Source organism: Paraburkholderia piptadeniae (assembly GCF_900007165.1).
Lineage (GTDB): Bacteria > Pseudomonadota > Gammaproteobacteria > Burkholderiales > Burkholderiaceae > Paraburkholderia > Paraburkholderia piptadeniae.
Genome location: NZ_CYGY02000128.1, coordinates 1 through 11,662 on the forward strand (window position 1 = coordinate 1; position 11,662 = coordinate 11,662).

The following is an 11,662-nucleotide window of genomic DNA, read 5'->3' on the forward strand; positions in this document are numbered from 1 at the left end:
CGGATTTATGAGCAGTTACCGGGAATGCCTGTAAGGGTTTGATTGCATGCCGATTTGCTGCAATGCGCGATGAAATGCCACGGCATGCGGTTTCGACTTGGGTGGCTCAAAAAAGGAACGGCCGTTCGTCCCCTGTTGATAACTTATTTATGTCAATTTCAATCACGGCTTCCGGGTATTTCGGATATTTCGATTTGGGTTGCCGTTTCGATTATTTCGATTTAGAATAGCACAAGCTGTTTTAGCCCAGGACGCGAGGAACCCATGAACAGATCCGCAACCCCCGCATCGTTGCCTTCGGCGGCAGAGATCGAGATCGCCCGCGAGTCGAGCCGTGATCTCGCTGTTGCGCTGACCAGTAGCGCCGAATCGCAGCAGTTCGACTTCAGGGATGAAAAGGGAGAAATGCACAGTGTCAGGCTTCCGACGACGGTCCTGAAGCTGTTGGTCGAGGTACTGTCGGAAATTGGACAGGGCAATGCCGTATCAATCATTCCAATTCACGCTGAAGTGACCACGCAGGAAGCAGCTGACCTGCTGAACGTGTCGCGACCTTACTTTGTGCAGCTGCTCGAGAAGGGTGACATTCCTTTTCGACGGGTCAATACGCACCGGCGGGTCCGCTACCAGGATGTGATCGACTACAAGAAGCGCATTGACGAGGCGCGTCTCGCCGCGCTGGACGAGCTCACCGCCCAGGCGCAGGAACTGGGCATGGGCTATTGAACGATGGCGTCAAACTTCACTGTAGTTTACGACGCCTGCGTTCTGTATCCGGCTCCGTTGCGCGATCTGCTGATGCATCTTGCACTGACTGACATGTACCGCGCTCGATGGACCAACATGATCCACGATGAGTGGACACGGAACGTGCTCGAACACCGAAAAGACCTGAAACCGGAGGCTATCGCGCGCACGCGTCAGCTCATGGATGCGAACGTACGCGAAGCGTTGGTCGAAAACTTCGAGCACCTTATTCCTGCGATCGAACTGCCAGACCCGGATGATCGGCATGTTGTGGCTGCGGCTATGCACGCGGGCGCCGAACTCATTATTACGTTCAACCGGAAGGATTTTCCTGCCGCGGAATTGCAAAAATACAATGTCTCGGCGCAGCATCCGGACGACTTCATCTTCGACCTGTTCGACCTCAACGCTGCCAAAGTGCTACAGGCTGCCTCTCGACACCGTAAATCGATGAAGAATCCACCAAAATCTGTCGACGACTATCTGGATACGCTTGCCGCTCAGGGCCTGACGCAAACTGTGAATGTGCTGCGTCCGTTGGCTTGGGCACTTTAAACCTTCCGAAGGCCCTGCGGAACTTGTAAACGTGATCGACTTGTCGGGCTGCGATGACCGTTTCTGCGCCGGGTCACCATGCCTGACGATGGCGCCGGAGAGCAGTGTTCCAGTTACCAACATGGATCGGGCCAGTCCACGCCGCTCCATTGTTCCAGCTCGCGGGACGACACTGATTCCGGGGCGCGCCGACCATCCGGGCAGACTGGATAGTGCTCGTACAGAGGGTCAAAGCTCAACAATAGGGAGGCGAAACGGCGTTCGCGCTCAGCCTTGGACCATGAGCAAAACATTGCGCCCCGGCTGTCGAGCTTTTCGAAGATGTCTGGCGTAGGATCGAGCCGTAACCACTGATCTACCATGGTTTGCCCCTGCGCGCCAAAATCCTCCCGCAATCCCGCCTCGATAACGGCTTCCAGTGCGTAGGTGATCGCCTGATGCCGCCGGGAATGATCAAGGTACCCTAGCGAAACCCGCAGCATCCGCTGCTGCACGAGGAGTACTGGCCAGAGAATCTCAACTCCGTAGCGTACACCGATCTCCTCTTCGCCTTCAGGTGGCTGCAGGATTTCGCGCTGCCGTTCGTACGCCTTGCGTGCGTCATAGGCCAGTCCCAAAAATGGTCCGTCCTCCTCAGAAATCAGAGGTGACCGTTCATTGACGTCGTGGACAATTTCGTGCAACTCGCGCAAAGAGGCGTAGTCACCGATCAGCAGAAGGCCCGCATGATTTTTCAGCAATCGATAGGCAAGCACAATCGGTTCCTTTCAATGTCAGAACGGCATGGCGTCGAAGGTTGATGCAGTGGGCATCAATTGGATGCGTTTCAGCCAGCGCTTCAGGTTCCCGACGTCTTCGAATGCAGCAAGTCCTGTTCAAGGGTCCGGATATTGAGCCGGATCTCCTTGAGATCGACGGCAAGATTTCGCAGAACGGTATCTGGAAAGACGGGTTCGAAAGGATCGATTCCGTAGGCATACCGAAAGGCGGACTCGACGTGGACGATTTCCTGATCGAGTTCGCGTACCTGTTCCTTCAAGATCGTGTTGTAGTGTTTCAGCCGCTCTTCGCTCATGCTGTTGAGAGCATGCTGGTCGATATGCTCGAGCTCCAGTTGCAGCTCTAACAGTTGCAGCAGGTTATTTTTCTGGTAGGCCTCATTGACGCGTTGCATCAGCCTGGTTTTCCGGTCACGCTCCTGCGGATCGGTTTCGCGATCAGGGTGCAATGTGCTGGCGAGTTTGCGGTAGACCTCACGAATGGAAAGGCTGATCTGCGCCTGCTGTTCCTGTGCGCGGGTCTCGGCGGCCTGTTGCTTCGGCGATTTTTTCCGTTTTGCGCGCTGAGCCTCCCGTTCCGCGTTTTTTGCCGCCCATTCCGCCTGACTCTGCTGGATATGCGCCTGTGCGCGTTGCAGCAGATCTTCCGGAGAGCCCAGGTCGAGATCGTCGCCCAGATCGACGCCGAGTACCGCCTCCAGCATGGATTTCATCCCGTCGACTTCCGCAGCCATTTGGCTGTCGTAGTTGGTGGGGCTGTACTTGTCGTAGATCGCTTTCAGTTCCTCGCCTTCGTCCACGTCTTCGTTGATTAGATCGCCCGCCAGATTGGCAATCACAATCGCCATCTTCCGTCGTTCGGCCCTGGTCAGTTCGTTTTTCGCATAGGCCTGGTCAAGGCAACGCACCATCCGGACCTGCAGCGTGGCTGAAACCCGTTCGAGGGGCACAAGTTCGTCGACGTACCGCTGCCGGAATGCGGGCGTGACCGTTTCCCAGGCGTGAAGCTGCTTGCGGCGCTTTTCGATCTGCCTGATCAGCGAATTGAACGCCTTTTGCCCCTTCGACAAGGCGGGCTTGTCTTGGTGGCGTGCAATGCTGACGGACCGCAAGTTTGTCCTGGCCATGGGTCGGATTTCTGCTGAAGGTGGGGAAGGCAACGGCTGCCCGCATTTTACCCCACGGGGCTGTATGAATCGGGTTGACGGTCGCATACCGGCGAATTTCAGCGCATCCCTATCGCTGCCCCTGTTATCACTAGGGATGTATTTTCTGGCGAAACTCGAGTTTCCCGAAACCCGCCTCGACCGTTCTGGCACCCAGATTCGAATGTCCAATCACTCGCTTCCGCCCTTCTTCCGCGTCGCCGCGTGGTATTAGCGACTATTGGCGTGCGACAGATCAACGGTTGCGGCATCGTTCACCGAAACTCCGAAAAACTACTGAAGTAATCCTATTGAACATCGACAAACTGTCGCTTTTCAATTTGATAGGTAATCCTATGTTGTGGCTTTGCTAATTCGGTTTATGTCAAATGAAACTGGCCAGGCATGCGATGCCTGCCGCGCTCGTTCCGAACTGCCCAGTCCGATTCGGACGTTGACGGAGCTTACCGCGAGCCTTTGAGCGTCTCAAGGAAGGGAAACCTGAGCGTCTGCCATTGGGCACGCCAGTCAGTCAGAATAACGTGGCGAGAGAGGCCGGGTGCGATCCCAGTGCGCTGAAGAAGTCTCGATTTCCCACGTTGATTGTCGAAATCCAGCAATACCTCGACGAACACACCGGCAAAATTCCTCCGTCCGCGCGCCAAGCAAAGCTGGCTCAACGGAAGAAAACTCGTGGCCTGCGAGAGCGTATTGATGCAGTTTTACGGCAACGAGATCAAGCCGTGTCCATGTTGAACGAGGCAAATCTGAAAATCCTGGAGCTTACCGATCGCGTGGCGGAACTGGAGGCGAAACTGCCCGTCGGCAACGTACTTCCGCTGCGTCAGCGATAGCGGAAGATACCGCGCACGTTGCGGTGGAATCACGTAGCAGGCACCTGCCGCGTCTTTTCGCGGTAGGCGCCCAGCCCCCAACCGGTCATCTGTTGAGCGTGGAACCGCTTCAGCATCTCGCGCGCTTCGTCAGGAGCCTCATGAGTTGCGTCTGGCTCATGTCCAAACGCAATGCCATTTTGAGCACCTGCCCAGCGTCAACACCCTGTTTGATCCATTTGATTCGGTCCATTGGCTCAGCAACGTACACCGCCTCGAAGTCAAGCAACCCGAGGACCTCAGCGCTGCGCGCAGATTTCTTGCGAATCTCTTGTTCTCGCGAGGACTTCAGCGACGCACGTTTCGCCCGATCAGTTCCGCCACGTTTCACGGGATTCGCCATCCCCTGCTCCTTTCATCTCTGCACGTCTCTCGTTTAAGAGGACGCGGGCACGCGAGTCATTTCATTTCGGATCAACGTGAGCGTCTGGAAACTCTACACGACCTCGGCTTCGCGACGTGATTGAAAATCGGCGGCATCCCCGCCAAGAGTCCAAGATCGACTGGTGTCGACGTTTCCGAACCCGACGCAAAACAGGTCACACGAGCGATAGCTACGCGATCTGAAGGTTCAAGGTTGACTAAGCACCCCACCCGGAAAGCCCTGTCACGGCGCGAAAGGCCATTCAGGACTATGCGAATCTCTAGATTGTGCACGGATTTGCGTGGTGGCAGTCCGTAGAAACCTTCCGCGCCCCACTGCGAGACCACCACCGACATTGATTAGTTAGAAGCCTACACTCAGCCCTTTTTAGCCTGCGCAAGCCACTGGTCGAGACTGGTGCGGCCGATCCGTGCGTCACCGAGCGGCACGAGCGACTGTTCATCGACAAGGCCGCCGAAGTAACGAGCCTCGGGGTCGCGCACAACCTCGCGAGAATCACCGGCCGCCTTCAGATAACGAGCGACAATTTCGTTGAACGGCGCGCGTTCCGGGCCCGCGATCTCGACAATGCCGTTTCGCGGCGCCGAGAGCGCCACACCGGCAACGGCGGCGGCGACATCGTCCGACGCGATGGGCTGGAACATGCCAGGCGAAAGCCGCACAACGTTTCCTTGGGTCCCCGCATCGGCGATGCCGCCCAGGAATTCCATGAACTGCGTCGAGCGAATGATGGTGAAGGAAATGCCTGAAGCCACGATCAGTTTCTCTTGCGCGACCTTGGCGCGGAAATAGCCGTTCTCGGGCGTCCGGTCGGTTCCGACGATCGACAGCGCGACATGGTGGCGGACGCCAGCTGAAGCCTCCACTGCAAGAACGTTGCGGCCGGCGGTCTCGAAGAATTCCAGCACCGCCTTGTCTTCGAACGAGGGCGAGTTGGCGAGGTCGATCACCACCTGCGTGCCGGCCATGGCCTCCTCTAGCCCCTCTCCGGTGATGCTGTTGATGCCGTTATTGGGCGACGCGGCGACAACCTCGTTGCCGCCCTGGCGCAGAATCGCGACGGTCTTCGAGCCGATCAGGCCCGTGCCGCCGATGACGACGATCTTCATGATTCACCCTCCATCTATCGTTGGCGGCAATGCGCCGCTTGAAGTCATCGTAGGGAGGTGTGGCGTGTTGCGGAAGACACGCAAACAGGCTCATGGTGTTGCCGCAATGGCACCAATCGAGATCGATCAGCGGCGGGCGAAAGATCGACCGGTTTGCCGTTGATATGCACCTGTCCTCATGCTGTTGATTGTTGTCGCCGAGACAACACAATGAGCTCCTTTCCAGGGCTTCTGCCGCAAGACGACCGCGCCTACGCTTTGTCCCGACGGTGGCCGCATACGCCGCCTGAGGCGATCCACGAAACACGACACCGTAAAAGAAACGTGCGAACGCTCGCAGCAAGTCTTCCCTGCCTTGCGCGAGTGCAAGCGATTGGCGCGGCAGCAAAAGCTGTTGCGATGCGCGTTACGCAGCCCCCTCACCAACCGAGGAACGAACCGTGACAGAAGAAGATATCCGTAATAACGCCTTTGCGATGCCCGTGCACAATCCGGCGTATCCGCGTCCGCCCTTCCGCTTCGTCAATCGGGAGTACTTCATCATCTCGTATGAGACGGACATCGAAGCGCTTAACGCCGTCGTTCCCGAACCCCTGACGGTCGACAACGCGATCGTGCACTACGAGTTCATCCGCATGCCCGATTCGTCGGGATTCGGCGACTACACGGAAAGCGGCCAAGTGATCTCAGTGCTGGATGAGGATGGCAATCGAGCCAACTTCACGCACGCGATGTATCTGGATGACGAAGGCCCGATCGCAGGCGGACGCGAAATCTGGGGATTCCCCAAGAAGCTGGCTTCACCGAAGCTCTGCGTCGATGGCAAGGACACACTGCTCGGCACGCTCGACTACGGAACACAGCGCATCGCCACCGGAACGATGGGCTACAAGTATCGAGCACTCGATACGGCGGCCGAGCGCCGCAAGCTCGCCGACACACCCAACTATCTGCTCAAGGTTATTCCGCACGTCGATGGGTCTGCGCGCATTTGCGAGCTGGTGCGCTTCTTCCTGCGCGACGTCGATGTGATCGGCGCATGGGAGGGGCCCGCAGCGCTCGAGCTGCATCCGCACGCGCTCGCATCGGTTGCCGATCTGCCGGTTCGCAAGGTGATCGGCGCGCGTCACATCATCGCAAATCTCACGCTCGATATCGGCGAAGTGGCTTATGACTATCTCGCCCCTGCCGAGTCGTTGAAACTCGCAGTCAACCAGTAAGCTGTCGGAGGACATATGGCACTGAAAGATAAAGTCGCGCTCGTTACGGGTGCAGCAAGCGGTATCGGCGAAGCGTGCGCGCGCAAGCTCGCGTCAAATGGCGCGACGGTCGTGATTGCGGATCTGAATATCGCGAACGCTCAAACGGTCGCGGACGATATCGTCGCCAACGGTGGGAAAGCGATTGCCGTTGCAATGGACGTCACCAGCGAAGAAGCAGTCAATGCGGGGGTGGACGAAACGGTGAGCCGGCTGGGTGGCCTCGACGTGCTCGTGTCGAATGCCGGTATCCAGATCGTCAACCGGATCGAAGACTATTCCTTTGCCGACTGGAAAAAGATGCTGGCCATTCATCTCGATGGTGCGTTCCTCACGACCAAGGCCGCTCTCAAACACATGTACGCGTCCGGCAAATGTGGCGCGGTGATCTACATGGGTTCGGTCCATTCGCACGAGGCGTCGCAACTCAAATCGGCTTACGTGACCGCCAAACATGGGCTTCTCGGGCTCGCCCGTGTTGTTGCAAAGGAAGGCGGGCCACGAGGCGTGCGTGCGAATGTCGTGTGTCCAGGCTTCGTGAGGACGCCATTGGTCGACAAGCAAATCCCCGAGCAGGCAAAGGCATTGGGAATCTCCCCGCAGCAGGTTGTGAAGGATGTGATGCTGAAGGATACGGTGGACGGCGGATTTACATCGCTTGCCGACGTTGCCAACACGGTTGCTTTCCTCGCCGGCTTCGAGTCGGACGCGCTCACCGGCCAATCGATTGTGGTCAGCCACGGCTGGTTCATGCAGTAAGGAGACGACCATGCATTCGAGCCAGCGCAACAAGCTGCAGCAGCCCCATCGCATCAAGCTTCCCGCCTATGACGAAATTGGACTCGTGCTGCAGGGCGGCGGCGCACTTGGCTCATATCAGGCCGGCGTCTACGAAGGTCTGGCCGAAGTCGGCGTGGAGCCAACCCGGATATCAGGAATATCCATCGGCGCATTAAACACGGCGATCATCGCTGGCAATGCCCCCGCGGCTCGGGCGGAAGCGTTGCGCGGGTTCTGGGACACGATCAGTCAAAAAGCCGATTTCTTCTCGCAATTCGGTGCGCGCATTCCAGCGTGGCCGGCGCTCAAAGATGCAAAGCTCAGGTGGTCGAGTGCATGGTCCGCCACGCGCACGCTGATGGAGGGTCAGCAGGGGTTCTTCTCGCCACGCATGGATGCATCTTTTCCGAGCTTCGGCAAGAAACGGCCCGATCAGGTGAGCTATTACGATACCTCGGCATTGCGTGAAACGCTTTTGAAATACGCAAACTTCGATCGCATCAACGATGGGAACATCCGTGTGTCCGTTGGGGCGGTCAACGTGCGAACTGGCAATCTCGTCTACTTCGACAATTCGAAAATGCGTCTGGCACCGGAGCATTTCATCGCCTCCGGCGCGCTGCCGCCGGGTTTCCCGGCCGTCGAGATCGATGGGGAGTTTTACTGGGACGGGGGACTGGTCTCCAACACGCCACTCACCGAGATCATCAGGGAAAGCCAGCATAAGGACACACTCGTTTTCCAAATCGATCTGTGGAGTTCGCGAGGCAAGCTGCCGGGTGACTTTCTCGACGTCAGCGAGCGCACCAAGGATATTCAATATTCAAGCCGTACGCGAGCGATCACCGCGTTCATGTCGCAGAACCAGAGGCACGCGCAGATGATCAAGGCGCTGCTCGAGCACATCCCCGAAAACGTGCGGCGTGCGCACCCGTTGTTGCAGGAGGCGCAGAAAACGGCGGATGGCAGTGCGGTGAATGTCGTGCACCTGATCTACAAGAACAAGTCGTTCGAGGGGCACTACAAGGATTACGAATTCAGCAAGGATACGATGCGCGAGCATTGGGCGAGCGGGCTCGAGGATATTCGCCGTTCGTTCGGACACCCCGAGTGGTTCGATATTCCGAGCCGCGAAATCGGCTTCGTCACGCGGGACGTGCACCGCTATCGGCCGGAGGACAACGAAATAGCCGGCGCGGACAAGAAAGCTTCGCCGCCATCGAAGCGCTCGCCGGAAAGAGAAGTGTCTGGTGCGAAGTAGCCGAGAAAGCGACGCTTTCCTAGGCCGAACATCTCGCGATGTTTGGTCCGGCCGTCTGTTCCTGTCTCAGTGTGGCCGAGCTTGCCAGGCTGTCCAAGCCACTAGGAGAACACCATGTTGTCGCATGAATTGGTCGCGCGATACGGTACGCTAGCCGTATTCCTGAATGTACTGGGTTCTTCGCTTGGCCTGCCTTTGCCTGTCATACCGACATTGATTACCGTTGGCGCAGGCATTGCACTCGTCACACACGTTGCGTCGTCAACGTTGTTGCATTTCGCGGCGATACTGGGTGCCGCTGTGATCGGCGGTGTGCTCGGCGACCTGATCTGGTTCCACGGCGGCAAGCGGTACGGCGAACGCACGCTTCATACCGTTTGCAAGCTGTCGATGTCGCGCGAAACGTGTGTCAGGAAGACCGAGCGCTTTTTTGGGCGCTGGGTAGTCCGCGTGCTGGTTGTTGCGCGGTTCGTGCCTGGCCTGTCGCTCGTTGCCGTGCCGCTCTGCGGCGCGATGGCCGTCAGGTTGCGTTCCTTCGTCTCGCACGATTGCGCCGGCGTTGCGCTGGGCATCGGTTGGACTGGCTATCGGCGCGATATTCGCATCACAGTTCGACGCGGTTTTCGCGCTTATCGCCCACCTTGGCTGGCGTGCGTTGATCGTGATCGGCATGGCACCGGTGCTTTACGTGTTGTATTGCTACTGCCAGAGACTCATGCTGGCACAGGCGCTCGAGAAGGCGCGGATCAGCGCGGGCGAATTGCACGCATTGCTCGCGAACAATCCGCGGCCAGTCGTGTTCGATATCCGCTCCGCCGAACGGAGAATGCTCGATCCGTTTGTCATTCCAGGCGCCGTGATTGCCGACGAACGAAAACTGCAACAGATCATTGAGCGCTATGGGGCGAACCGGACGCTCGTTATCTATTGTTCCTGTCCAAATGAGGTCTCAGCGGCGTGGATGGCCAAGCGTTTGCGACTGTCCGGCGTCAGGCTTGCATTGCCGCTTACCGGCGGTATCGATGCCTGGCGCGCGGCGGGCTTCGACGTCGAGCCGGCGATAGCGATGACCGACGCTGCAATTAGCGCAGATGAGAAGCAACTTTTCACGCATTGATTGTGCTGCTTGACTTCCTCGATCTGTGCCGGAGAAGCAAGGCCGCCAGCACCCCAACACATCCGCCGCATAAAAAACGGCGCACTTTGTCACAAACGGCAGTCCTGATACGTCTAGTCCCGTATCGACTCCCCGACTTGCGCTCCCATGTCAACTTCCCCATCACGCTGCCCCATCGCGGGCGCCGACGATCAGTTCGCAAGCAGAACTGCGACTAGTTTCGCGTGCGTCGTTTCTTTTTTGGCCGTTGCCAGTGAAGGCAGCTTTTCCCGAGCGGGCGATCGCCTCGGTATCGGTCGTTCCTCGGTTAGCCGAAATGTGCAGAAACTCGAGGCTCAACTCGACACGCGTCTCTTTCTGCGCACGACACGCAGTACGTCGCTGACGCGCGAGGGCGAACTCTTTTACGAGAACTGTCAGCCGGGTATGGAGCGCATCGCCCAGGCGCTGGAAGACATGCGGGAGCTGCGTAATGGGTCGCCGCGCGGCCATCTGCGCATCGGCTCGACGCCCGGCTTCGGCCGGAAAGTCGTCGCGCCGCTGCTGCGAGGCTTTCACGCTCAATATCCCGAGATCGCGCTGGAATTGCTGCTGGACGATCATCCCGCCGACTTCACCGCCGATCGCATCGACGTGTCCTTTCGCGAGGGTCGCATGGAAGACAGCGGGATCGTGGCGCGGCAGCTAATTCCGATGCAGATGATCGTCTGCGCGTCGCCCGCCTATGCACGGATTCACGGTTTGCCGCGCCACGTCGACGAGCTCACGAATCATCGCTGCATCAACTTTCGGATGGCGTCGGGCCGCATCAGGGAATGGGAGTTCAAGATCGACGGCGTTGCGCAGCGGCGCCAACCTGTAGCGCAGCACACGTTCAACGACGCGGATCTGATGCTGCAGGCGGTACTTCACGGGTTGGGCATCGCGCAGTTGCCTGCCTACCAGGTGTGCGATTTGCTTAGCGACGGACAGTTGGTCAACTGTATTGCACAGCACGCGCCCGACGATCGCGGCCACTACCTCTGCTATCTCAGCCGCAAGCATCTTCCAGCCCGAATCCGGGTGTTCATCGACTACATGACCGAACATACGAGAGCCCTCGATCTGCGGTGTCTGCCGACAATGACGACGCTATCGATAGTTGAATGACGGCGCCCCGAACGACGCTGCATTGAGTGATGTTTCCGATGCAACATGGTGGAGCTCTCCGCGGCCCTACCGCATGACGGAGCGCACGCCTACGATGCTACAAACACGCTCGTCACGGGCGCCAACGCACGTACCGGCACCGTGAACTTCGACGCGTGGTTCAAAGAGACACACGCCACGAAATGAGTGGCAACCACCTACGAGGCGTACCATGACCACATTGCGTCCACCGCCGCTGACACTGCTCGACAAGCACTATGGACAAGACGCGCAGACGCTGTATTCGACCACCGTCACTGTAACGGGCGGCGACGCGGGCCACGGGCGCGCGTCGGGCATCGCCCGCTCCGATGACGGCCAGCTCGCACTCGACTTGCGAATGCCTAAGGCGCTGGGCGGGCCCGGCGGCGGCACCAATCCAGAGCAGCTATTCGCGGCGGGTTACGCGGCCTGCTTTCATGGCGCGCTGAGCCTGCTTGCGGC

At 58.5% G+C, this 11,662-nt stretch carries 14 protein-coding genes; 9 read left to right on the forward strand and 5 right to left on the reverse strand.

What is annotated here, in order from left to right; translation table 11 throughout:
* Positions 1-264 precede the first annotated feature (264 nt).
* Together BN2476_RS42205 and BN2476_RS42210 are read left to right on the forward strand one after the other, a co-directional pair.
* Complete coding sequence (locus tag BN2476_RS42205; protein ID WP_028368702.1) at positions 265-726, forward strand: helix-turn-helix domain-containing protein; 462 nt, start codon at positions 265-267, stop codon at positions 724-726.
* Between the two features lie 3 nt (positions 727-729).
* Positions 730-1,302: a PIN domain-containing protein gene (locus BN2476_RS42210; protein WP_087740081.1), complete on the forward strand. Its 573-nt coding sequence runs from the start codon at positions 730-732 to the stop codon at positions 1,300-1,302.
* Between the two features lie 113 nt (positions 1,303-1,415).
* Here BN2476_RS42210 and BN2476_RS42215 read toward each other — a convergent pair whose 3' ends face one another.
* On the reverse strand, positions 1,416-2,057 hold the full coding sequence (locus BN2476_RS42215; RefSeq protein WP_087740082.1) for a DUF6904 family protein: 642 nt from the start codon (positions 2,055-2,057) through the stop codon (positions 1,416-1,418).
* An 83-nt stretch (positions 2,058-2,140) separates the two neighbouring features.
* Positions 2,141-3,208, reverse strand: coding sequence for a J domain-containing protein (locus tag BN2476_RS42220; RefSeq protein ID WP_328590448.1), 1,068 nt, complete (start codon positions 3,206-3,208; stop codon positions 2,141-2,143).
* 533 nt (positions 3,209-3,741) lie between these two features.
* On the opposite strand from BN2476_RS42220, the gene BN2476_RS42225 reads away from it, so the two are divergent.
* Entirely contained in the window at positions 3,742-4,080 is a 339-nt protein-coding gene (locus BN2476_RS42225; protein ID WP_218274607.1) for a hypothetical protein, read from the forward strand.
* A 109-nt stretch (positions 4,081-4,189) separates the two neighbouring features.
* On the opposite strand, the gene BN2476_RS42230 is transcribed toward BN2476_RS42225, so the two are convergent.
* Both BN2476_RS42230 and BN2476_RS42235 read right to left on the reverse strand, forming a co-directional pair.
* Complete coding sequence (locus BN2476_RS42230) at positions 4,190-4,462, reverse strand: hypothetical protein (protein WP_087740083.1); 273 nt, start codon at positions 4,460-4,462, stop codon at positions 4,190-4,192.
* Positions 4,463-4,860: 398 nt separating this feature from the next.
* The gene (locus tag BN2476_RS42235; RefSeq protein WP_087740084.1) at positions 4,861-5,613 is read right to left on the reverse strand and encodes an SDR family oxidoreductase; all 753 of its coding nucleotides are present in this window, start codon (positions 5,611-5,613) and stop codon (positions 4,861-4,863) included.
* A gap of 440 nt (positions 5,614-6,053) precedes the next feature.
* Between BN2476_RS42235 and BN2476_RS42240 the strand changes: the two genes are divergently transcribed.
* The 3 genes from BN2476_RS42240 to BN2476_RS42250 are packed head-to-tail and all read left to right on the forward strand — an operon-like array spanning position 6,054 to position 8,913.
* Positions 6,054-6,833, forward strand: coding sequence for an acetoacetate decarboxylase (locus tag BN2476_RS42240; protein ID WP_087740085.1), 780 nt, complete (start codon positions 6,054-6,056; stop codon positions 6,831-6,833).
* Positions 6,834-6,848: 15 nt separating this feature from the next.
* On the forward strand, positions 6,849-7,631 hold the full coding sequence (locus BN2476_RS42245; protein WP_087740086.1) for a 3-hydroxybutyrate dehydrogenase: 783 nt from the start codon (positions 6,849-6,851) through the stop codon (positions 7,629-7,631).
* A gap of 10 nt (positions 7,632-7,641) precedes the next feature.
* On the forward strand, positions 7,642-8,913 hold the full coding sequence (locus tag BN2476_RS42250) for a DUF3734 domain-containing protein (protein WP_087740087.1): 1,272 nt from the start codon (positions 7,642-7,644) through the stop codon (positions 8,911-8,913).
* A 261-nt stretch (positions 8,914-9,174) separates the two neighbouring features.
* Here BN2476_RS42250 and BN2476_RS50055 read toward each other — a convergent pair whose 3' ends face one another.
* Positions 9,175-9,585, reverse strand: a complete 411-nt coding sequence (locus BN2476_RS50055; protein WP_438942950.1) for a hypothetical protein — start codon at positions 9,583-9,585, stop codon at positions 9,175-9,177.
* Between BN2476_RS50055 and BN2476_RS48985 the strand changes: the two genes are divergently transcribed.
* The 3 genes from BN2476_RS48985 to BN2476_RS42265 form a co-directional block, all read left to right on the forward strand.
* Positions 9,584-10,030, forward strand: a complete 447-nt coding sequence (locus BN2476_RS48985) for a thiosulfate sulfurtransferase GlpE (RefSeq protein ID WP_235851216.1) — start codon at positions 9,584-9,586, stop codon at positions 10,028-10,030. The two genes, BN2476_RS50055 and BN2476_RS48985, sit on opposite strands and share 2 nt — an antisense overlap.
* Before the next feature lie 147 nt (positions 10,031-10,177).
* Positions 10,178-11,179 (forward strand): LysR family transcriptional regulator, encoded by a 1,002-nt coding sequence (locus BN2476_RS42260; protein ID WP_087740088.1) that lies wholly within the window; start codon positions 10,178-10,180, stop codon positions 11,177-11,179.
* A 211-nt stretch (positions 11,180-11,390) separates the two neighbouring features.
* The coding region (locus BN2476_RS42265; protein ID WP_500045170.1) for an OsmC family protein at positions 11,391-11,662 on the forward strand (272 nt) is incomplete at its 3' end.

Excerpts from the sequence above, each read along its gene's own strand:
- BN2476_RS42230 (WP_087740083.1), bottom strand. The coding sequence starts at position 4,462 with ATGGCGAATCCCGTGAAACGTGGCGGAACTGATCGGGCGAAACGTGCG.
- BN2476_RS42260 (WP_087740088.1), top strand. The coding sequence starts at position 10,178 with ATGTCAACTTCCCCATCACGCTGCCCCATCGCGGGCGCCGACGATCAG.
- BN2476_RS42205 (WP_028368702.1), top strand. The coding sequence starts at position 265 with ATGAACAGATCCGCAACCCCCGCATCGTTGCCTTCGGCGGCAGAGATC.
- BN2476_RS42250 (WP_087740087.1), top strand. The coding sequence starts at position 7,642 with ATGCATTCGAGCCAGCGCAACAAGCTGCAGCAGCCCCATCGCATCAAG.
- BN2476_RS42245 (WP_087740086.1), top strand. The coding sequence starts at position 6,849 with ATGGCACTGAAAGATAAAGTCGCGCTCGTTACGGGTGCAGCAAGCGGT.
- BN2476_RS42235 (WP_087740084.1), bottom strand. The coding sequence starts at position 5,613 with ATGAAGATCGTCGTCATCGGCGGCACGGGCCTGATCGGCTCGAAGACC.
- BN2476_RS48985 (WP_235851216.1), top strand. The coding sequence starts at position 9,584 with ATGGCACCGGTGCTTTACGTGTTGTATTGCTACTGCCAGAGACTCATG.
- BN2476_RS50055 (WP_438942950.1), bottom strand. The coding sequence starts at position 9,585 with ATGCCGATCACGATCAACGCACGCCAGCCAAGGTGGGCGATAAGCGCG.
- BN2476_RS42220 (WP_328590448.1), bottom strand. The coding sequence starts at position 3,208 with ATGGCCAGGACAAACTTGCGGTCCGTCAGCATTGCACGCCACCAAGAC.
- BN2476_RS42210 (WP_087740081.1), top strand. The coding sequence starts at position 730 with ATGGCGTCAAACTTCACTGTAGTTTACGACGCCTGCGTTCTGTATCCG.